The 21,246-nt window shown below is 63.9% G+C and carries 20 protein-coding genes; 9 read left to right on the top strand and 11 right to left on the bottom strand.

Going from position 1 to position 21,246, the window contains the following annotated elements; genetic code table 11:
* The first annotated feature begins 151 nt into the window (after positions 1-151).
* Complete coding sequence (locus tag F8N82_RS00980) at positions 152-1,036, top strand: LysR substrate-binding domain-containing protein (protein WP_038998638.1); 885 nt, start codon at positions 152-154, stop codon at positions 1,034-1,036.
* A gap of 9 nt (positions 1,037-1,045) precedes the next feature.
* On the opposite strand, the gene F8N82_RS00975 is transcribed toward F8N82_RS00980, so the two are convergent.
* Positions 1,046-2,056, bottom strand: a complete 1,011-nt coding sequence (locus F8N82_RS00975) for a zinc-dependent alcohol dehydrogenase family protein (protein WP_038998637.1) — start codon at positions 2,054-2,056, stop codon at positions 1,046-1,048.
* 140 nt (positions 2,057-2,196) lie between these two features.
* On the opposite strand from F8N82_RS00975, the gene F8N82_RS00970 reads away from it, so the two are divergent.
* The 3 genes from F8N82_RS00970 (at position 2,197) to F8N82_RS00960 (ending at position 6,224) form a co-directional block, all read left to right on the top strand.
* A complete protein-coding gene (locus F8N82_RS00970) occupies positions 2,197-2,697 on the top strand; it encodes a sigma-70 family RNA polymerase sigma factor (RefSeq protein ID WP_038998636.1) in 501 nt (166 codons plus the stop codon).
* 1 nt (position 2,698) lies between these two features.
* A complete protein-coding gene (locus F8N82_RS00965) occupies positions 2,699-3,646 on the top strand; it encodes a FecR domain-containing protein (protein WP_038998634.1) in 948 nt (315 codons plus the stop codon).
* Positions 3,647-3,752: 106 nt separating this feature from the next.
* Complete coding sequence (locus tag F8N82_RS00960; protein ID WP_080764831.1) at positions 3,753-6,224, top strand: TonB-dependent siderophore receptor; 2,472 nt, start codon at positions 3,753-3,755, stop codon at positions 6,222-6,224.
* A 72-nt stretch (positions 6,225-6,296) separates the two neighbouring features.
* Here F8N82_RS00960 and F8N82_RS00955 read toward each other — a convergent pair whose 3' ends face one another.
* The 3 genes from F8N82_RS00955 to F8N82_RS00945 all read right to left on the bottom strand — a co-directional run bounded on the left by F8N82_RS00955 (position 6,297) and on the right by F8N82_RS00945 (position 8,403).
* Positions 6,297-6,890: an HAD family hydrolase gene (locus F8N82_RS00955; RefSeq protein ID WP_038998632.1), complete on the bottom strand. Its 594-nt coding sequence runs from the start codon at positions 6,888-6,890 to the stop codon at positions 6,297-6,299.
* Complete coding sequence (gene tesB, locus F8N82_RS00950) at positions 6,887-7,756, bottom strand: acyl-CoA thioesterase II (RefSeq protein WP_038998631.1); 870 nt, start codon at positions 7,754-7,756, stop codon at positions 6,887-6,889. Before tesB ends, F8N82_RS00955 begins: the two co-directional genes overlap by 4 nt.
* Before the next feature lie 77 nt (positions 7,757-7,833).
* On the bottom strand, positions 7,834-8,403 hold the full coding sequence (locus tag F8N82_RS00945) for a GNAT family N-acetyltransferase (protein WP_038998630.1): 570 nt from the start codon (positions 8,401-8,403) through the stop codon (positions 7,834-7,836).
* Between the two features lie 130 nt (positions 8,404-8,533).
* Here F8N82_RS00945 and F8N82_RS00940 point away from each other — a divergent pair, with 130 nt between their 5' ends.
* Positions 8,534-9,448, top strand: a complete 915-nt coding sequence (locus F8N82_RS00940) for a histone deacetylase family protein (RefSeq protein ID WP_038998629.1) — start codon at positions 8,534-8,536, stop codon at positions 9,446-9,448.
* 149 nt (positions 9,449-9,597) lie between these two features.
* Complete coding sequence (locus F8N82_RS00935) at positions 9,598-10,833, top strand: TIGR03862 family flavoprotein (protein ID WP_162195918.1); 1,236 nt, start codon at positions 9,598-9,600, stop codon at positions 10,831-10,833.
* A gap of 61 nt (positions 10,834-10,894) precedes the next feature.
* Here F8N82_RS00935 and F8N82_RS00930 read toward each other — a convergent pair whose 3' ends face one another.
* The 3 genes from F8N82_RS00930 to yedA all read right to left on the bottom strand — a co-directional run bounded on the left by F8N82_RS00930 (position 10,895) and on the right by yedA (position 14,189).
* On the bottom strand, positions 10,895-12,226 hold the full coding sequence (locus tag F8N82_RS00930) for a DEAD/DEAH box helicase (protein ID WP_038999706.1): 1,332 nt from the start codon (positions 12,224-12,226) through the stop codon (positions 10,895-10,897).
* A gap of 74 nt (positions 12,227-12,300) precedes the next feature.
* Positions 12,301-13,260, bottom strand: a complete 960-nt coding sequence (locus F8N82_RS00925) for a hypothetical protein (RefSeq protein WP_141231081.1) — start codon at positions 13,258-13,260, stop codon at positions 12,301-12,303.
* On the bottom strand, positions 13,257-14,189 hold the full coding sequence (yedA, locus tag F8N82_RS00920; RefSeq protein WP_038998626.1) for a drug/metabolite exporter YedA: 933 nt from the start codon (positions 14,187-14,189) through the stop codon (positions 13,257-13,259). The genes F8N82_RS00925 and yedA overlap by 4 nt, the downstream gene beginning before the upstream one ends.
* A 153-nt stretch (positions 14,190-14,342) precedes the next feature.
* On the opposite strand from yedA, the gene F8N82_RS00915 reads away from it, so the two are divergent.
* Positions 14,343-14,801 (top strand): Lrp/AsnC family transcriptional regulator, encoded by a 459-nt coding sequence (locus F8N82_RS00915; RefSeq protein WP_038998625.1) that lies wholly within the window; start codon positions 14,343-14,345, stop codon positions 14,799-14,801.
* On the opposite strand, the gene F8N82_RS00910 is transcribed toward F8N82_RS00915, so the two are convergent.
* The 3 genes from F8N82_RS00910 to F8N82_RS00900 form a co-directional block, all read right to left on the bottom strand.
* Complete coding sequence (locus tag F8N82_RS00910; RefSeq protein WP_038998624.1) at positions 14,798-15,400, bottom strand: 3'-5' exonuclease; 603 nt, start codon at positions 15,398-15,400, stop codon at positions 14,798-14,800. The genes F8N82_RS00915 and F8N82_RS00910 overlap by 4 nt on opposite strands.
* A 19-nt stretch (positions 15,401-15,419) precedes the next feature.
* A complete protein-coding gene (locus F8N82_RS00905) occupies positions 15,420-15,899 on the bottom strand; it encodes an NYN domain-containing protein (protein WP_036996945.1) in 480 nt (159 codons plus the stop codon).
* Positions 15,900-16,000: 101 nt separating this feature from the next.
* On the bottom strand, positions 16,001-16,747 hold the full coding sequence (locus F8N82_RS00900) for a DUF2076 domain-containing protein (protein ID WP_038998622.1): 747 nt from the start codon (positions 16,745-16,747) through the stop codon (positions 16,001-16,003).
* Between the two features lie 155 nt (positions 16,748-16,902).
* Between F8N82_RS00900 and F8N82_RS00895 the strand changes: the two genes are divergently transcribed.
* Positions 16,903-17,571: a membrane protein gene (locus F8N82_RS00895; protein WP_038998621.1), complete on the top strand. Its 669-nt coding sequence runs from the start codon at positions 16,903-16,905 to the stop codon at positions 17,569-17,571.
* A 63-nt stretch (positions 17,572-17,634) separates the two neighbouring features.
* Positions 17,635-18,714: an endonuclease/exonuclease/phosphatase family protein gene (locus tag F8N82_RS00890; RefSeq protein ID WP_038999705.1), complete on the top strand. Its 1,080-nt coding sequence runs from the start codon at positions 17,635-17,637 to the stop codon at positions 18,712-18,714.
* On the opposite strand, the gene hrpB is transcribed toward F8N82_RS00890, so the two are convergent.
* On the bottom strand, positions 18,715-21,240 hold the full coding sequence (gene hrpB / locus F8N82_RS00885) for an ATP-dependent helicase HrpB (protein ID WP_038998620.1): 2,526 nt from the start codon (positions 21,238-21,240) through the stop codon (positions 18,715-18,717).
* Between the last annotated feature and the right edge of the window lie 6 nt (positions 21,241-21,246).

The following is a 21,246-nucleotide window of genomic DNA, read 5'->3' as shown; positions in this document are numbered from 1 at the left end:
GGCCTCTTTAATTTGGCTAATCACGGGAATATCGGAACACTTGCTGGCTGAGCATAATTAGGTCAGCCTCAAGACACTGATATGCCAATGATCCCGGAGCACGCCGCCGCGGACAACTGGATATTTCTGCCGCTATTGATGACTTTTACGAATGAATTACCGCCATCTCACGCCATCAATGTCATTGCTGCTGGCGTTCGAAGCCGCCGCCCGGCATGAAAGCTATACCCGCGCCGCCACCGAGCTGTCACTAACCCAGAGCGCGGTGAGCCGCCAGGTGCAGGCCCTGGAGCAGCAACTGGGCCTGACGCTGTTCCGCCGCGAAGGCCGTCAGGTGCGCCTGACCGATGTCGGCCGGCTGTATCAGCGGGAGATGAGCGAAGCCCTGGGCCGGATCCGTAGCGCCACCTTGCAGGCCATGGCCTATCAGTCCGGCGAAGGCAGCCTGCGCCTGGCGACCCTGCCAACTTTCGGTTCCAAGTGGTTGCTGCCGCGCCTGCATGAGTTCTACAAACTGCACCCCGGCATGCTCGTGCATATCAATTCACGCATCGAAGCCATCGACTTTGAAACCAGCGGCATCGACGCGGCCATCGTCGTCGGCAATGCCGATGTGCCGGGGCTGGTCTGTCATCGCCTGCATGCCGAAGAGTTGCTGGTGATCCTGTCGCCGGACACCGCCGCCAGCCAGGTCGACTGGTCACCGGCACGCCTGCGTGAGCAGTTGCTGCTCAATGTGGCCAACAACCCCAATGCCTGGGGCGAATGGTTTTCCCATCATGGCCTGGCGCACCGCAGCATGCGCCTGGGGCCGAGCTTCGAGCTGACTTCGCACCTGATCCAGGCCGTGCGCGCCGGCATCGGCATCGGCCTGGTGCCGCGCATTCTGGTGGCCGACGAGCTGGCCAGCGGAGAGCTGGTCAGTGTCGGTGCGCCCTTTGCCAGCCAGCGCAGCTATTACCTGATCTACCCGCCGCGCAACCAGTCGCTGGCGTCGTTGACGGCGTTTCGCGGCTGGTTGCTGGGGCAGATCTGAAGCGCGGGTTCAGATGCTCAGGCAGATCTTGCCGAAGTGCTGGTTGCTTTCCTGGTAGCGGAAGGCTTCGACGATCTGTTCCAGGTCGAAGGTCTTGTCGACCACCGGGCGCAGGCCATTACCATCGATGGCGCGAATCATTGCCTGCTGCTGGGCGCGGCTGCCGACCAGCACGCCTTGCAGGCGGATCTGCCGTACCAGCGCCTGGACCAACGGCAGGTTGCCCGCCACACCAGAGAGGATGCCGATCAGCGACACATGGCCACCAATACGTGCAGCGATCATCGACTGCTCCAGGGTCGCCGGGCCGCCCACTTCGATCACATGATCGACACCGCGGTCGGCAGTGAGCTGGCGCACCTTCTCGCCCCAGGCCGGGGTTGTGCGGTAGTTGATCAGGTGGTCGGCGCCGAGGGCCTTGAGGCGTTCGAGCTTATCATCGCTGGAGGACGTGGCGATCACCGTGGCCCCCGCCAGCTTGGCAAACTGCAGGGCGAAAATCGACACGCCACCGGTGCCTTGCACCAGCACGGTATCGCCCGGCTTGAGCGAGTCATCGGCCATCAAGGCACGCCAGGCGGTGAGGCCGGCGGTGGTCAGGGTCGCCGCTTGCGCGTGGCTGTACCCCTTGGGCGCATGGGTGAAAGAAGTTGCGCGGGCGGTGACCTGTTCGCGGGCGTAACCATCGATGCCGTCGCCCGGCACCGTGGCGAAACCTTCGACCAACGGCTGGCCGTCCAGCCAGTCAGGGAAGAAGGTGCTGACCACCGAATCGCCCACGGCGAATTCGCTCACGCCAGCGCCCACCGCGGTCACCACGCCAGCACCGTCGGCCATGGGAATACGCGGCGCAGTGGGCCCCCACATGCCGCTGACCACGGCGAAGTCGTGATAGTTGAGTGAGTTGGCGTGCAGGCGCACGCTGATTTCGCCAGCCTGCGGGGCGGCTGCCTCACGGGTGCCTACTTGCACCTTGTCGTAACCACCGCCGGTCTGGACGATAATGGCCCTGCTGGTCATGGAAATCTCCTGAGTCGATTAGGCAAAGAGCTGACCAGTCTTTGCCTGCCCCTGTCCCAGGTCAAGCACCAGCGCTTGCATAGTGCGTCAGCAAACCACAATAATGCGACTAATTATCAATTACTCGATATTGCCCCACCATGCCCGCTCCCGATCATGCTGCCCTGCACGCGCTCTACAGCGAACATAACGGTTGGTTGAAAAACTGGCTGCGCGCCCGCCTGGGCAACGCCAGCGATGCCGCCGACCTTGCCCAGGACACTTTTATCCGGGTATTGAACGCGCGCAATGCAGACACCATTCGCGAGCCGCGCAGCTACCTGGGCGCCATTGCCCATGCCCTGATGATCGACAAGTTTCGCCGCAAAGCGCTCGAACAGGCCTACCTGGACGAATTGGTGCTGCGCCCGGAACGGGTTGCCGAATCGCCGGAAAGCCGCTTGCTGATTCTCGAAACCCTGCTGGCGGTGGACCAGATGCTTGATGGCCTGGGCGAGCGCACGCGTAACATCTTCCTGGCCGTGCAGCTCGAAGGCCTGAGTTATGTAGCCACCGCCGAGCGCCTGGGGGTGTCGGTGACCACGGTGAAAAAGCACCTGATCCGCGCCATGACCCACTGCCTGCTGCTGACGGACGACTGACATGGCCCAGCCGCTGGACTATCGCACCCTCGAAGCTGCCGCCACCTGGTACGTGCAGCTCAATGCTGCGCCACCCAGCGATGCGCAGTTGCAGGCCTGGCAAGACTGGCTGGGCAAAAGCCAGGCCCATGCCCAGGCCTGGGCGCGGGTCGAAAAGCTGCAGCGTCAGCTGGGCCGCCTGCCGGCCGATGTCGCCCTGCCGACCCTGACCGGCGTACGCGCCAGGCGCCGCGCCGTGCTCAAGACCCTGGCCCTGCTCATGGCCGTCGGCGCAACCGGCTGGGCCGTACGGCAAAGCACCCCGGGCCAGGTGTGGATGGCCGAGCTGCGCACCGGTAAAGGCCAGCGCCGCCAGGTACGCCTCGACGATGGCAGCCAACTTGAACTGAACACCGACAGCGCGGTGGATATCCGCTACGACGGCCAGCAACGCCTGCTGCGCCTGTACAGTGGTGAAATCATGGTGCAGACCGCCCGTGACAGCGCGGCTCGCCCATTCATCGTCGAAACCGCTGAAGGCCGGGTGCGCGCCCTGGGCACACGCTTCAATGTGCGCAGCGACAATGGCCTGAGCCGGGTCAGCGTGCTCGAACACGCGGTAGAGGTACGCCCCCTCGACCAGCCGCTGTTGATGCTGCGCCTGGAGGCCGGGCAAAGCGTCAATTTCGATCGCAGGCAGATTGCCGCCGCCAGCACCGCCCTGCCCGGCACCGGCGCCTGGACCCAAGGCATGCTGACGGTGATCGAATGGCGCCTGGGTGATTTCATCAGCGAACTGCGCCGCTACCGCCCCGGCATATTGCGCTGCGCCGAGGGCATCGCCGACTTGCGTCTGTCTGGCGCCTTTCGCCTCGAGGACACCGACACCATCCTGGAAAACCTCGATGCGTCGTTGCCGGTCAGGGTGCGCTACATGACCCGCTACTGGGTCAGCATTGAAGCTGTCTGAAGAAATTTCGCACAAAGGGTTGCCGATTTTCATTCTCATTCGGCTACGCAGTTAAAGCGGCAAATTTCGACCGCACCTCTGCCCAGCCAATCGAAGGAAATCCTGCATGACCCCGACTTGTCCGCGCGCACCCCGCCCTCTGGTTCGCGCTGTCCACCTGGCGCTGTTCGGCCTGACCCTGGCGCCCCTGCCACTGCTCGCGCTGCTACCGGCCCAGGCCATGGCGCAGAGCGCCAGCACGCAGTTCCAGATCGCCCCGGGCCCGCTGGGCACCACCCTGAGCCTGTTCGCCACGCGCGCCAACATCACCCTGTCGTTCGATGCGCGCCAGACCCAGGGCCAGCAGTCGGCCGGCCTGCAAGGCAACTACTCGGTCGAAGAAGGCCTGGCCCGCCTGCTCAGCGGCACCGGTCTGCAGGCCCAGCGTCAGTCCAACGGCGGCTACGTGCTGGTGCCCGTTAGCAGCGGCGCAACGATGGAACTGGGCGCCACCAGCATCAACGCCCAGGGTCTTGGTGAGACCACCGAGGGGACCCATTCCTACACCACGGCGGCGACCCGTACCGCGACCAAGCTGCCGCTGTCGATCCGCGAGACGCCACAAACCATCACCGTGGTCACCCGCCAGCAGATGGACGACCAGGGCGCCCAGAGTATTTCCGATGTGCTGCGCAATACCCCCGGCGTGTCGGCGCAAACCTATGACAGCGACCGTACCGAGTTTTCCAGCCGTGGCCTGGTGATCACCAACTACCAGTACGACGGCGTCAACACCGTATATGACGGTGTGTACGGCGAAGGTACCGCGCATGTCGACATGGCCATCTATGACCGGGTGGAGGTGCTCAAAGGCGCGACCGGCCTGATGACCGGCTCCGGCGACCCGTCGGCCACGGTCAACCTGATCCGCAAAAAGCCTACCGCGCAGTTCCAGGGTTCGCTTACCGGCAGCGCCGGCAGCTGGGATAACTACCGTGGCGAAGTCGATGTCTCCGGCCCGATCAACAGCAGCGGCAGCGTGCGCGGGCGCTTCGTCAGCGCCCAGCAGGACAAAAAGGGCTACCAGGACCATTACCAGCAGAGCAAAGAGGTGTACTACGGCATCCTCGAAGCCGACATCACCCCAGACACCCTGCTGACCGTCGGCATCGACCAGCAGACCACCACGCCGCGTGGCAGCTCCTGGACCGGCAACCCGGTGTACTACACCGACGGCGGCCGCACCGATTTCTCCCGCTCGTTCAACCCGGGCGCCGACTGGAGCCGCCGCGACTTCCAGAACCGCACCTACTTTGCCTCGCTGGAACAGGCGCTGGCCAACGACTGGTCGCTCAAGCTCAGCGTCAACCAGCTGCAAAGCGACCACGACACCCGACTGGCCTCAGCCAGTGGCGGTGCGCCGGATCGCAATGGCGACGGCATGTACTTCTTCTGGGGCCGCTGGGAAGGCCATCGGGTGCAGAACAGCGCCGACCTGAACCTCTCCGGCCCGTTCACCCTGTTCGGTCGCCAGCATGACCTGGTCGTCGGCCTGGACACCAACCATTCACGCCAGACCGGCGCCACCTGGGACACCAGCGAATTCACCATGGTGCCAGGCAGTATCTTTGACTGGGACGGTCACATCGGCGTGCCGAACTTCCCGAAAAACGGCAAGTACGAGCAAAAGAAAAGCCAGAACGGCGCCTACATCGCCACCCGCCTGCACCCGACCGACGACCTCTCGGTGATCCTCGGCACCCGGGTCAGCACCTTCAAGTACAGCGACAACTACGATTACGACGGCCTCAACCCGACCTTCGCGGACAGCCAGTCCGGCTACAAGCAGCACGGTGTAGTGACTCCGTACGCAGGTGTTGTCTATGACCTGGACGACACCTACTCGGTGTACGCGAGCTACACCTCGATCTACCAACCACAGAGCAACAAAGACATCAACGGCGCCACCCTCGACCCGGTCGAAGGCGACAGCTACGAAACCGGCCTGAAAGCGGCCTACTTCGATGGCAAGCTCAACGCCAGCCTGGCGCTGTTTCGCATCGAGCAGGACAACGTTGCCGAGTCGATCGGCACCAACCCTGCGACCAACGAAGGCATCTACAAAGCCACCAGCGGCGCCACCACCCAGGGCATCGAACTGGAAGTTGCCGGTGAATTGCAGGAAGGCTGGAACCTCTCGGCAGGCTATACCTATGCCCGCTCGCGCGATGCCGACGAGCAGCGCATCTATGGCTTCCCGATGAGCACCAGCAAGCCCGAGCACCTGGTGCGGATGTTCACCACCTATCGCCTGCCGGGGGTACTGGACAAGGTGACCGTGGGCGGTGGGATCAACTGGCAGAGCGCGTTCTACGGCAAGATCTACAACCGTTCGGTGAACGACTACACCTTCATCAAGCAAGGCGGCTACACCCTGGTCGACCTGATGACCCGTTACCAGTACAACGAACAGCTGAGTTTCACGGTCAATGCCAACAACGTGTTCGACAAGCGCTACCTGACCGGGCTGGGCAACTTCGATACCACCTACTACGGTGATCCGCGCAATGTGATGCTGACTACGCGCTGGGAGTTCTGAGGCCGCTTCGCGGGTCAAGCCCGCTCCTGCACACAGAATGTGGGAGCGGGCTTGACCGGCGATGAATTCAACTCAATTGTCGAGCATCACCTGCAACGCCCGGCAATCCGCCGCATGCCAGTCGGCCAGTTCCGGCCACGGGTTGTCCGGCAGGTTGACCAGAATCGTCCGCGCTCCCGCTGCCCGGCCGCAGTCCAGGTCAAAACGGTAGTCGCCGACCATGACCATCTCGGTCGGCGCCACGTCCCAGGCTTGGGCCAGCTTCAACAAGCCACCCGGGTGTGGTTTGGGCGGTGCTTCATCGCGACCGACGATATGCTCGACGGCAAAGCAGTCGGCCAGGCCGATCGCCTCCAGGGTGATATGCGCAAGCTCCCGGGCATTGCGGGTAAGGATGCCTAGCTGGCACCCACGCGCAGCCAGATCGCGAACCAACTCCACAGCCCCTGCGGCCGGGCGCGAACCAATCGCCAATTCACGCTCATGCTCCAGCAACCAGGCATGCTTGGCCGCGGCTTCAGCAGCCGGCAAGGCAGCCAGGTGAGTAAGGATGTCATGGTTCTGGGGAATTTCCAGCGCCTCCTTGATCGCCGCAAAATCATGCACGGCAACGGTCAGGGTGCCGTCCATGTCGAACACCCAGTGGCGAATCTGCTGCAGGCTCATTGCCAATCCTGGCGATGACGAATCAGGCCTTCCTGGCACGACGAGGCCACCAGTTGTCCGGCTTGATTGTAGATACTGCCGCGGGCAAAACCACGGGCATTGCCGGCCCACGGGCTGTCCATGGCGTACAACAGCCACTCATCGGCGCGCAGGTTGCCGTGGAACCACAGCGCGTGATCAAGGCTGGCGATCTGCATGTCCTTCTGCCACACCGATTTGCCATGGGGCAGCAGCGAGGTGGTCAGCAGACCAAAGTCCGAGGCGTAGGCGAGCATGTACTTGTGCAAGGCCGGCACATCCGGCAGGTTGCCATCGGCGCGGAACCAGACGTACTTCACCGGGTCACCCGGCTTGGGGTTGAACGGGTCTTCGGCGGTCACCGGGCGCATTTCGATCGGCTTGGCGCAGAGCATCTTGTCGCGGATGGCTTCAGGCAGGCGGTCGGCCATGCGCTTGGCCAATTCGACTTCCGACGGCAGGCTCTCCGGGCCGACCACCTTGGGCATCTGGCTCTGGTGCTCGAAGCCTTCTTCGTCGTACTGGAACGAGGCGCTGCAGGTGAAGATGGTCTTGCCCTTCTGGATCGCCGTCACCCGCCGGGTGCTGAAGCTGCCGCCATCGCGCACCCGGTCGACCGAATAGACCACCGGCATGCTGGCATCGCCCGGGCGCAGGAAGTATCCGTGCAACGAGTGCACGTGGCGCGCCTCTTCGACGGTCTGGCTGGCCGCCGACAACGACTGGCCCAGCACCTGGCCACCGTACAACTGGCGGAAACCCAGGTCCTGGCTTCGCCCGCGGAACAGGTTTTCCTCGATCGATTCCAGGCTCAGCAGGTCAACCAGATCGTCCAACACGTGGCTCATTCAAGATTCTCCAAGGCAATGCGCAACTGCGGCAAATAATACAGGGTTTGTCATTGCCAGCCTGTATGTTGTGCAATTCAGCCGCGCAGGGTGGCCTGCCACTGGGCACGGTCGATGCGGTACAGCACATGCGGTCGCAAGGGGTCGCCAGGCTCTAGCTTGGGGTGTTCGAAGCTGCCGGCCAGGTCCTGCTGCATGCCAATGGCCTGCATGACTTTTTGCGACGGCAGGTTGCTCTCGGTGGTGAATGACACCACCTGTTCCAGGCCCAGTTGCGCGAAGGCGCAACGCAGGCTGGTCCAGGCCGCTTCACTGGCGAACCCCAGCCCCCAATGACGCCGGGCCAGGCGCCAGCCGATCTCCACCGCCGGGGCGAAGTCGGCGGCAAAACTCACATTGAGCAGGCCGGTCATGCCGATGAACGCGCCGGTATCCTTGCGCTCCAGGGCCCACAGGCCATAGCCGTATTCATTGAAGTGGCCGCGAATCCGGCCGATCAGCGCGGCGCTCTCGACTCGGGTCAAGGGTGCGGGGAAGTAGCGCATCACCATTGGGTCGGCGCACATCGCGGCAAATTCCGTGAGGTCGTCATCCTGCCATTGGCGCAGCAGTAGCCGTGCGCTTTCCAGTTGCAGTATCGGGGTCATGCTCGGCTCCTTATCCACAGCCTGCAGTTTACAGCGTAGGCTGTTCATCGGCTGCAGGCGTCGCACTGCGGGTAGCACAACCGGGCAAGGAGCTGGCAAGATCAATGCGTGCTCTAACCAAGACCCTGCCATGCCCCTGCCGCTGATCTACCACGACGACTACAGCCCGGACTTCCCCGCCGAGCACCGCTTTCCGATGGACAAGTTCCGCCTGTTGCGCGATCACCTGGTCGCCAGCGGCCTGACCACGGACGCGGCGCTGCTACGCCCCGAGATTTGCCCCAACGACATCCTCGCCCTGGCCCATGACCGCGCCTATATCGAGCGCTACATGCACGGCGAGCTGTCGCGTGAAGACCAGCGCCGCCTCGGCCTGCCCTGGAGCGAAGCCCTGGCGCGGCGTACCGTACGTGCGGTGGGCGGCTCGCTGCTGGCTGCAGAACAGGCGCTGGAGCATGGCATCGCCTGTCACCTGGCAGGTGGCACCCATCACGCGCACTACGATCACCCAGCCGGTTTCTGCATCTTCAATGACCTGGCAGTGATCAGCCATTACCTGCTGGAAGCCGGGCGGGTGCACAAGGTGCTGATCTTCGATTGCGACGTGCACCAGGGCGACGGTACTGCGCGTATCCTCCACGACACCCCTGACGCCATCACCGTGTCGCTGCATTGCGAGCAGAACTTTCCGGCGCGCAAGGCCGAGAGTGACTGGGACATCCCCCTGCCACGCGGCATGGGCGACCAGGCCTACCTGAAGGTGGTCGATGACGCGCTCAACTACTTGCTGGCGCTGTATCGCCCGGACCTGGTGCTGTACGACGCCGGGGTCGATGTGCACAAGGACGACGCCCTGGGTTACCTGCAACTCACCGATGAAGGCGTCGCCGCGCGTGACGAGAGCGTGTTGCGCCACTGCCTGGGGCGGGACATCCCGGTCGTCGGGGTGATTGGCGGCGGCTACAGCAAGGACCGCGAGGCCCTCGCCCGCCGTCACGGGATACTGCACCACAGCGCCAGCCGCGTGCTGGGTTACTCACAATGACTGTGGAACCGCCTGTGGATAACCTGCGGGAAAGCCGATCAAAGCCTTTATCCACCTGGCCTTGGGAGCGCTGTACATTTTTTGAACAGTGTTTCCTCGCGCCCCGCTAAGGTAGAATGCCGGCTCTTTTTCCCAGCTTGCAGCCGACCATGACCGACACCCGCACCACCGACCGCCCACACGTTGCCATTATCGGAGGCGGGCCGGCCGGGTTGATGGCCGCCGAAGTGCTGAGCCAGGCCGGGATCGCTGTCCAGTTGTACGACGCCATGCCCTCGGTGGGCCGCAAGTTCCTCCTGGCCGGGGTCGGTGGCATGAACATCACCCATTCCGAGCCTTACCCGGCGTTCATCGCCCGCTACGCCGAGCGCACTGATGAAATTGCCCGCCTGCTCGAAGGCTTCGATGCCGACGTGCTGCGCCAGTGGATTCACGACCTGGGTATCGAAACCTTCGTCGGCAGTTCCGGCCGGGTGTTCCCCCGCGACATGAAAGCCGCGCCGCTGCTGCGCGCCTGGCTTAAGCGCCTGCGCGACGCCGGAGTAGTTATCCACACCCGCCATCGCTGGCTGGGCTGGAATGCCGATGGTAGCTTGCGGATCGCTTATCCACAGGGCGAGCTGGCGCTCAAACCGACAGCCACCGTTCTGGCGCTGGGCGGCGGCAGCTGGGCGCGGCTGGGTTCCGATGCGGCCTGGCTGCCCTGGCTGCAAGCGCAAGGTGTGCAGATCGCGCCCTTGCAGGCGGCCAACAGTGGCTTCGAGGTCGAGCACTGGAGCGCGCTGCTCAAGGACAAGTTTGCTGGCGCACCGCTAAAGAACATCGCCCTGAGCCTTGCCGGCCAGGCGCCGCGCCTGGGCGAGTGCGTGCTCACCGCACAAGGGCTGGAAGGCAGCCTGGTGTACGCCTGGTCGGCGCAGATCCGCGAAGCGATCAACCGCGATGGCAGCGCCAGGGTGCTAATCGACCTGCTGCCCAACCGGCCTGTGGATAAAATCCAGCAGGCCCTGGCCAAGCCCCGGGGGTCGCGCTCGATGGCCAAGCACTTGCACAGTCAACTTGGCCTGGACGGGGTCAAGGCGGCACTGCTGCGCGAGCAGACCGATCAACAGACCTTTGCAGACCCAACGTTACTGGCGCAGGCGATCAAGGCCTTGCCAATCACCCTGGTGCGCCCTCGCCCGCTGGATGAAGCGATCAGCAGTGCTGGCGGGGTGACCTTCGAAGCGCTGGATCAGCGTTTGATGCTCACGCAGATGCCCGGCGTGTTCTGTGCCGGTGAAATGCTCGACTGGGAAGCGCCGACGGGCGGCTATCTGCTGACGGCCTGTTTTGCCAGTGGGCGCAAGGCCGGGTTGGGGCTGCTGGAGTGGCTAAACGGTTGAACAATCGCCGGTCAAGTCGGAGCGGCGGTGCGACGCCTCGACTTGACCCGCGATGGCGTCTTCAAGGCTTGCGCTTGCGCGGCCCGGTATTGAAGGTCGGCACCTTGCGCACCGGCTTGGCCTGCGGCGCTGCCGCGGGCGTTTCAGCGCTGTCCATCCAGCGCCCGAGGCTGCGTTTGCTGCTGCTTTCCTTGGGCTTCTTCGGCTTTTTCGGCTTCTTCAACACCTGGCCGCTGGCGTCGGTCATCGGCACCTTGTGGTCCGGAATGAAATCCGGCTCTTCATGGCGCGGCAAGGTCTTGCGGGTCAGGGTTTCAATCGCCGAGAGCAACTGCACTTCATCGGCGCACACCAGCGAAATCGCCTCACCCGTGTTGCCCTTGCGCCCGGTACGGCCGATACGGTGAATGTAGTCCTCGGCCACGATCGGCAGGTCGAAGTTGACCACCAGCGGCAAGTCGTCGATATCCAGCCCGCGCGCCGCCACGTCGGTGGCGACCAGGATCTGGATCTCGCGGGCCTTGAAGCTGTCCAGTGCACGCTGGCGGGTGGCCTGAGGCTTGTCACCGTGGATACCATCGGCATTGACGCCCTGGCCGCGCAGGCGCTCGACCAGTTGGTCAACGCCATTACGGGTCTTGGCGAACACCAGCACCTGCTTCCAGCGCTGCTTGCGCATCAGGTGGCTGAACAGCTCCGGCTTGCGCTTCTTGTCCACCGGCACGATCCACTGTTTGACCGTGCTGGCGGTGACGTTGCGCGGGCTGACTTCGATGCTCAGCGGGTCATTGAGGGTCTGCGCGGCCAGTTGGCGGATCTCGTCGGAAAAGGTCGCCGAGAACAGCAGGGTTTGCCGGCGTGCCGGCAAAGCGGCGTACACCGCACGCAGCTCTTCGGCAAAGCCCAGGTCGAGCATGCGGTCGGCTTCATCAAGCACCAGCGCCTGCAACTGGTTGAACTTGACCGCGTTCTGGCGAAACAGGTCGAGCAGCCGACCCGGGGTGGCCACCAGCAGGTCGACGCCCTTGCGCAGCTTCATCATCTGCGGGTTGATGCTGACGCCGCCGTACACCGCATAGGTGCTCAGCGGCAGGTGCTCGGCGTATTCACGAATGTTGGCGTGAACCTGTTCGGCCAGCTCACGGGTCGGCACCAACACCAGCGCGCGCACCGAGTTGCTGGCGACCTTGGCCCCTTCCAGGGTCAGGCGCTGCAGCAGCGGCAGGGCAAAACCTGCGGTCTTGCCGGTGCCGGTCTGGGCGGCGGCCATCAGGTCGCGGCCGGCCAGTACGGCAGGGATGGCCTGGGCCTGGACCGGCGTCGGGGTGTTGTAGTCCAGGCGCTCGAGCGCGCGCAGCAAGGGTTCGATCAGGCCGAGTTTGGCGAAAGTCATGGCAATACCGTCAGGGGAATTCAGCAATGGCGGCAGTTTACCTTGTTCAGGCCCGGCGCGTGCCGCCATTGCTATCAGCCTGGCGGTTGAAAGCGCACCTTGAGCAGGCGATCGACGCCTTCACCCAGGTAGAACGAAAAGGGCCTGCCGCTCTGGTAGGCAACCCCGCGACAAGCGTCGAATGCCTCGGGGTCGCTGCGGATGAAATACATATAAGGCTGATACCTGACGGTGCCAATCGAGCCAAACTCGAACACCAGCCGGTCTACCGCGTCAGGGCGCTGGATGCGCACCCGCATGCCGCCCATTTCCAGACGTTCGAGCAACTGCTGATCATCGAACAACAACTGCGCCGGCGCCTGGATCTGCTCACCGCTGGCCATGCGCAGTTTCATCTCGCCGCGCAGGTCGCTGCCACTGACGTCGAAATCGGTCACCTCGAAAGGCAAAGTGGCATGCAGCCTGGCGTTGGCTTCACAGATCATATCGGCCTGCAGCTTTTGCGCAGTCGCCAGTTCGTTGCGCCGCAATTGCACATCGATTTGCGAGAGAAAACTGAAGTACAGGGGTAGCGACATCTCGCCGAGCGCGACGACCTCTTCGGACGCCGGGCCGAAGTCGTAATAAGCCCCCACACCCAGCTTGCGCGCCTGGTGCATGTCAACCAGCAGCCGGCCACTGAGCCGGGCGGCTTCACGAGCCGGTTCGAATGACTCGAACAACGCCCGCAGATCCTGGCGCTGCCTGGCATCCAGGGCATCATCGGCAAAGCGCACCTGCAAGGCCCGGCGGCTGTCGGGATCGAGCACCAGGTCGATCTTTTGCGTATCGATGCGCTGTGCGGCCATGATCTGCTGCAGCGCCTGGACATAGCGCGGATCGATCTCGTCACTGGCGCTGTTGAGGGTGACCGACTCCTGAAAATACAGGGTCATGAAGGTGCGTCTGTCGTCGCGCAACATGACCATGCACACCACGATCACTGCCACACACCCCACGATCTTCACTGCCGTCCTGGCAAAACGTCCTTTCATTTACAGAGTTCACCTTCCACTTCGCCAACAGGTTTGGCTTTTTCCACTGCCGGCCGGCGCCACTGCGGCACTCCGATCAGCACAACGGCGCCAATGATAACCGCCATTGCCACGCATTCCTCGAAACCGATCTGCTCACCGGCAAAAACGATCCCCAGCAACACCGCCACCGCCGGGTTGACGTAAGCATAGCTGGTGGCCGCGGCCGGGCGCACATGCTTGAGCAAGTACATGTAGGCACTGAAGGCCAGAATCGAGCCGAAGAACACCAGGTAGGCCAGCGCGCCCCAACCGGCGGCGGTGGGCATCTGGGTCATGCGTTCACCGCTCAACGCACTGCCGAGCAGTAAGACTACGCCGCCTACGAGCATTTGCGCGGCGCTGGCCATCGGCCCCTGGGGCAGCGGCAGGCTTTTGCTCCATACCGAGCCGAAGGCCCAGGAGGCCGCGGCAAACAGGATCAGCGCGGCACCGAAGGGACTGGCCTGCAGGTTGGAACCGAGGTTGAGCAAGGCGATGCCACCCAGGCCCAGGACAATCCCGGCCCATTCCAGGCGGGTGTTGCGATGGCCCCAGAGCAGACCGAACATCAAGGTGAACAGCGGTACCGTGGCCACCGCCAGCGCGGCCACACCCGAGGCCACGCCTGCATGTTCGGCCAGGGTCACGCCGCCGTTGCCGCAGCTGAGCAGCAACACGCCGATGACACCCGCAGCACGCCATTGCGGCCAGGTTGGGGCCGGCGCACCGCGCCAGCGCAAGAAGCCGTAGAGCAAGGACCCGGCAATGACAAAACGCACCCCGGCCATCAGCAGCGGCGGCCAGGATTCAACACCGATGCGAATCACCAGGTAGGTCGAGCCCCAGACCAGGTACAAGGCGAGAAAGGCGCCGATCAAGACTAACGGGAAGCGACGGGAGGCAGGCATGGGGGACTCGAATTATGGGTGTCGGGCAGTTAGTTTAGAAAGGCAGCACAGTAAACATAAGTTACAAAACCTGTTTAAAGGAACCGTACACTTTTGAAACAACGGATCTTTTGGTCTTTTACCTTTGAATCAACAACCACCCAATGGAAACCCATGGACAAGTACGATCGCATGCTCCTCAGCGCCCTGCTGGACAACGGCCGCGCCTCCTTCGCCGAGCTCGCGCGCAAGGTCAACCTCTCCGCCCCGGCGGTGGCCGAGCGGGTGGCCAAACTTGAGGCCAGCGGGGTGATAACCGGCTATCAGGCCAAGGTCGACCTGGAGAAGATCGGCCTGCCGATCCAATGCGTGATCGAGTTGCGCCTGGCCAGCCATGGCAACCAGCAGACCTATGAAGAACTCACGCAGATCCCGCAACTGACCGAGTGCCACCGGGTGACCGGCGACCCCTGCGTGATCATGCAAGCGGCGGTGGGTTCGATGCCGGAGCTCGAAGAGCTGATCAACCGGATTGCCCAGTTCGGCTTCAGCAAGACCTCGATCATTCTCTCCAGCGCCGTGGAGCGGCGCCTGCCGCTGGGGCACCTGGAGCACAACGGCAAGAAGGCCTAGCGATAGGTTTTCAGCGCTTCGCCGATTTTCGCTGCGGGGACTTTTTGCAGGCTGCAGAACAGCTGGTGCGAGACCGCATTGATGCCCTGCTGACGCAGTTGCCCAGCCAGGTGCTGGGCGAGGTTGGCGGCCATTTGTGCATCGGCCATGGCCCGGTGAGCGGTGCCGGTGTCGGGCAGGCCAGCCCAACGGGTCAGGGTGCCGAGTTTGTGGTTCGGCGCCGATGGCATCAGGCGCCGCGCCAGCAACATCGAACAGGCAAACCGCTGACTGCGGCTACGGCCGATCTGCGCCAGCTCATAGTCCCAGAACTTCTGGTCGAACGAGGCGTTGTGGGCGAGCATCGGCGTATCACCGACGAACTCGGCCACCTCGTTCATCACCCGGGCAATCGGCGGTGCGCTGCGCAGCATGGCGGTGGTGATGCCGGTCAGGCCGGCGACAAATGCCGGTACTGGCACCCCGGCATTCATCAGGCTTTGATAGCGCTCGACGATGCGCCCGCGCTCCAGCATGACCACCGCCACTTCCGTGGCCCGGCAACCGGCGCCGGGTGAAATACCGGTGGTTTCAAAGTCGATGACAGCGATACGTTCCAAAACGACAACCTCAGAAATCTTAATGCTTGAGCAGCAGGCTGCCCTCGATGGGCACATAACGACTGGCAGCGCGAATCAGTGAATTGGCGGTCAGCCCCGGCACGCCATAGGCGACGGCCTGAATGCCGTGACGGCTGATGACCCGCTCGAGCAGCAGGTCGAAATCGCCATCGCCGGAGGCCAGCACCACCTCATCGACCCGCGCGGCGGCGTCGATTACATCAAGGGTGATGCCCACGTCCCAGTCGCCCTTGGCCGAGCCGTCGCTGCGCTGGATATAGGGTTTGAGTTTGACCGTGAAACCGAGGTTGCGCAGGATCTGCTGAAACTGCTGCTGCTTGCTGTCGCCGCGGTCGATGGCATAGGCCACCGCTTCGACGATCTGCCCGTGCTGGCTGATGTCGGCCCACAGCGCCGCGTAGTTGAAGTGGCAACCGTAGGCCTGGCGCACGGTGTAGTAGAGGTTTTGCACATCGGCGAATACCGCGATCTTCTTCACCGCTTTTCCTCATGGCGCCACGGCGCTGTTGCCGGCCGCCGCACACCGGGGCCGTTTCGGCGCCCAGTATGCCAGCCCACGAGCCATGCGGGTAAGCGCAGTCAGACGAAGCTGTCGTCGTCGCCGCCGAAGAAGCCACCGTCGTCGCTGCCGTAGTCGGTGTCCATAAAACCGCCTTGATCATTGCCATAGCCACCGTTGTCGGCCGTCAGGCGTTGCTCGTCGTTGCTGCCCCAGCCGCCCGTATCGCTGGCAGGCGCCGGTTCTTCCTTGATCACCTCGACCACTTCTTCAGGCTGCGAGCGATGGTTGAACAGGCTACTGATGCCTTGGGCGAGCATCACCCCGCCGGCCACGCCAGCGGCAGTTTGCAGCGCGCCACCGAGGAAGCTGCTGGCACCGCCACGGGCCGGAGCCTGGGCGGGAGCTGCGTTGAAACCCTGCTGCTGGGCAGGCGGGCTGAATGACTGGCGCGACGGTTCGCGCCAGCCACCGCCACTGGCGGGAGCGCCGGCGGCTGCCGGGTTCTGCACGGACTGTGGGTCGCGGGTACCGCTGCCGAAAATGCTCGACAGGAAGCCGCCGCTGCTGCTCGGCGCGGTGGCGGCAACCTGGGCCTTGGCCTGCTTCAACTCGACCTGCAACTGCTTGTTCTGTTCATCCAGGCGCTTGAGCGCCGCTTCCTGCACCAGGATCGCCTGGGCCATGTAGTAAGGCGCCGCCGGTTGCTGCTGCAGGTGTTCGGCAATGCGTGCCTGGGCCTGAACATCGCGCGGCACGGCCGGGTCCTCGGCTTGCTTGAGCCGACCGAACAGGCCGTCGATCAGGGTTTGTTCTTCACTGTTCATGGGCAACCTCACTGCAAAAGCGGAAAAATCGAGTACAGGTAAAATGGGGTGCCCGGGCGGTGGATTCAACACAAGCCGGGATTAAACTTTCTTCAGGTTGGCCAGCGCCTGGGCTAAAGTGACGCCCTGCTTTTCTTCAATTGCGATATCGACCGATGAATCCGCTTAGTGTTCTGCGCGACTCCCTGTATTTCTTTCGCCGCCACCTGCTGAGCATTGCCCAGCTTTGCCTGCCGCTGGTGGTGCTGGAAACCCTGTGCACCCAGCTGTTGTACCAGCAACTGGGCGAGGAAGCCTCGCCAGGCTATGGCATGCTGGTCAGCCTACTGTTCTACCCGCTGTACAGCGCCGCGCTGATCCTCTACCTCGACACCCGCAGCAACGGCTACACCCCGCTCAAGCGTAACCTGCTGGCCATGGCCTTGCGCCTGTGGCCATCGTTCGCCCTGATGGTGATGCTCAGCTCACTGCTGATCATGGCCGGCGTGGCACTGTTCATCATCCCTGGCATCTGGGTCATGATCCACCTGGTGTTTGCCGAGTATGCGCTGGTGCTGCGCGGCCTGCCGCCGATCGAAGCCATGCGTACCAGCTTTCAGATGACCACCGGCAATTTCTGGCGCATCTTCAGCTGCATCCTTGGTGTGCTGGCGCCGTTGTGGCTGATCGACGGCCTGAGCATGATGCTGGTGCCCGAGCCTACCGCGCTGGTGCAACTGGCCATGGACAGCACCAACAGCTTCCTGCAGTTGTTCAGTACCGTGGTGATGTTCCGCCTGTACATGCTGGTCAGCGAACCGGTGGCTGCCCCCCCGGCATCCTGATCTGGTGATCGGACGAACGGCTCGGGTATGCTTGGCGGTGACCTGCCAAGCCAAGCCGAGCCGATGATCCGACTACTGCGCAACGCCCTGCTGACCCTGCTTGTTCTGTTCGCCCTGCTGTGGGTGCTGGCCAGCCAGTTGAGCTGGCAACCCGAGCCGCGCGAAACCCTGCCGGTCAGCTGTCGTGCCAGCAATGCGGCGCTGGTGCCGGGCCAGGTGCTCAAGGTGATGACCTGGAACGTGCAGTACCTGGCCGGCAAACGCTACGTGTTCTGGTACGACCAGGGCCATGGCGACGACACCCGCCCCACCCCTGAAGACCTCGCCTTCAACCTCGACGAAGTGGCTCGGGTGATCCGCACCGAGCAGCCGGACATCGTCCTGCTCCAGGAACTGGACAACAATGCCAAGGCCAGCGGCTACCAGGACCAGTTGACGCTGCTGCGCGAACGGCTGGTGGATATCTACCCCTGCGCGGTGCAGGCCTACGACTGGAAAGCTGATTTCGTCCCCGACTGGCACATCTTCGGCAGCGTCGGCCGTACCCTTGCGACCCTGAGCCGCTACCCGATCAAACAGGCCGAGCGCCTGCAATTGCCGGTCGATGCCAGCAATGCTTGGCAGCGCTTGCTGCAACCGCAGCAGGCGATTCTTGCCAGTTACTTGCCGTTGCGTGATGGTGGCCAGTTGGCGGTGCTCAACACCCGCCTGGCGGCTTTTGCAGCCGGTAGCGACATTCAGCGCCAGCAGGTACAGCAGCTAACCCATCTGCTCGACAAGCTCGAAAGCCAGGGCACGCCCTGGTTGATCGGCGGCGACTTCAACCTGCTGCCGCTTGGCCAGTACCGCCGCCTGCCAGCCGAACTGCGCGGCCAGTACAGCGCCGACAGCGACCTGCACCTGCTCTGGGACAAGTACCCGATGATCCCCAACAATGCCGAAGCCAGCGGCGCCGAGCGCGCGACCTGGCTGACCCACTACCCCAACGACCGCAACCTGCAAGGGCCGGACCGCACCCTCGACTACCTGTTCCACAGCCCGAAACTGCAGCGCCTGGGGGCGCAGGTGATCCAGCAGGACACCCTGGAGATTTCCGATCACCTGCCAGTGACAGCGCGCTTGCTGTTGCCTGTGCAGCCGTGACTATTTGCGCGGCTTGGCCCGTGCCGTAGCTTCGGCCACCAGCGGGTCATCCGGCCAATAGTGCTTGGGGTAGCGCCCCTTCAGATCCTTCTTCACCTCTGTATAGGTACTGCGCCAGAAGTTGGCCAGATCCTGGGTCACCTGCACCGGCCGGCGCGCTGGCGACAGCAGGTGCAGCAAGACTTGCTGACGGCCCTGGGCGATGCGCGGGGTTTCGGCCAGGCCGAACAATTCCTGCAAGCGCACAGCAAGGATCGGTGGGGTTTCGCTGTAGTCCAGGCGGATGTTCGAACCCGAGGGCACGCCCAGGTGAACCGGCGCCCATTCATCCAGGCGCTGGGGCAGCGGCCAGGGCAGCAGGTTACGCAGGATCGACGAGAGATCGAGCTGGGCGAAATGGCTCAAGCGGGTGACCTTGCCCAGGTAGGGTTGCAACCAGTCGGACAGGCTCGCCAGCAACGCGGCATCGCTCAAGTCCGGCCATTGGCTTTCGCCACTGCTTGCCAGGTCGAGTTGGCGCAACAGCGCCACTCGTGCCTGCCACTGGCGCAGCTCGGGGGTCCAGGACATTAGCTCCAGGCCCTTGCGCCGCACCAGCTCCAGCAACGCCCGCGCGCGGGCATCCTCATCCAGGCCGGTCAACGGCTCTCGGCTTAGCACCAGCTCACCCACCTTGCGCTGACGCTCGGCGCGCAGGACGTTTTCGCGTTCGTCCCAATCGAGGATATCCAGGCTGCGCACCTGTTCGGCCAGTACCCCATCGAACAACGCCGGCTCGAAGTCGGCGGCAAGATAAATGCGCTCCTCACGCTGGCCCTGGCGGCTGCCCAGGTCGGCAATCACCAGCCACGAATGTTTCATCAAGGCATCGGCTTCGCCGAACAGTGCGGCGCGACCGTTGGCCAGGCGATATTGCGCACCGCCGGCACGCCGCTGTTGCGCGACCCGGTCGGGATAGGCCAGCGCCAGCAAGGCGCCCAGCCAGCGCGAATGGTCAGGGTCGGCTACGGCTGATACAGCTTTGCCCCGCAGGTAACCACGGTACTGGCGGGCCAGTTGCCGGGCGCGCTGCACACCGCCCTGCCCGCCTTTGGCCGCGCGGGTTTCGCCGCTGAGCAGGGCCAGGCGGCTGTGCAGGTCGGCACCGCCGCCGCGCAAAATGTCACGTTCAGCGAGCAATGCGGCGACGTCGCAGGCCATGTCGGCCAGGCCCAGGTCCTGGCCGCGCAACAGCAAATGGGCGATGCGCGGATGCGCCGGCAATTCGGCCATGGCCTGGCCATGAGGGCTGAGGCTGTCCTGACTGTCGGCCTTGAACGCCCCCAGGCGTTGCAACAGGTCCAGCGCCTGGCCGTAGGCGGCGGCAGGCGGCTGGTCGAGCCAGCGCAGTTGCGTAGGCGTGACGCCCCAGCGCGACAGCTGCAAAGCCAGCCCAGCCAGATCGGCCTGGAGAATTTCGGCCGCGCCATACGCCGCCAGTTGCTCGTGCTGGGCTTCGGACCACAAGCGATAGCAGACACCGGGCTCCAGGCGCCCGGCACGACCGGCGCGCTGGGTGGCACTGGCACGGGAGATGCGCTGGGTGTCCAGGCGGGTCATGCCGCTGCCTGGGTCGAAGCGCGGTACCCGGGCAAGGCCGGCGTCGACCACCACGCGCACGCCGTCGATGGTTAAGCTGGTTTCGGCGATATTGGTCGCCAGCACCACCTTGCGCAGGCCGGCTGGCGGGGTGTCGATGGCCGCGCGTTGGGCATTGAGGTCGAGCTCGCCATGCAGCGGGCACAGGAGGATATCGCGGCGATCGCCGAGGGCGTCCTGCAACGACTGATGCACGCGGCGAATCTCTGCCTGGCCCGGCAGGAACACCAGCACACTGCCCGATTCGTCAGCGATGGCCTGAAGCACCGTATCGACCACCCGCGGCTCGATGAACTCGCCCGGCTGAAACGGCCGGCCCCAACGAATATCGACCGGGTACATGCGCCCTTCGCTGCTGACTACCGGGGCATCGTCGAGCAGGCTCGACAGACGCTCGCCTTCAAGGGTGGCCGACATCAGCAGGATCTTCAGCGGCGGCTCGTCACGCAACAGTTCACGACCATTGAGGCTCAGGGCCAGGGCCAGATCGGCATCGAGGCTGCGTTCATGGAACTCATCGAAGATCAGCAGGCCCACACCGTCCAGCGCCGGGTCGGCCTGCAAACGACGGGTGAGAATCCCTTCGGTGACCACCTCGATGCGCGTGTTCGGCCCGACCTTACTGTCCAGGCGAATGCGGTAACCGACCGTTTGCCCGACCTGCTCACCCAGCTCGCTGGCCAGCCGTTCGGCCGCCGCCCGCGCCGCCAGGCGCCGCGGTTCGAGCATGAGAATGCGCTGCCCGGCCAACCACGGCTCATCGAGCAGCACAAGCGGTACACGGGTGGTCTTGCCGGCGCCGGGCGGCGCTTCGAGCACCGCTTCGTGGCGCTGATTCAAGGCGGCGCGCAAGGCTGGCAGTACGGCATCGATCGGTAATGATTTCATGGTGGT

It is taken from the genome of Pseudomonas fluorescens, from assembly GCF_902497775.2.
GTDB classification, from domain to species: Bacteria; Pseudomonadota; Gammaproteobacteria; order Pseudomonadales; family Pseudomonadaceae; genus Aquipseudomonas; species Aquipseudomonas putida_F.
This window is presented reverse-complemented; position numbering and strand designations above follow the sequence as displayed.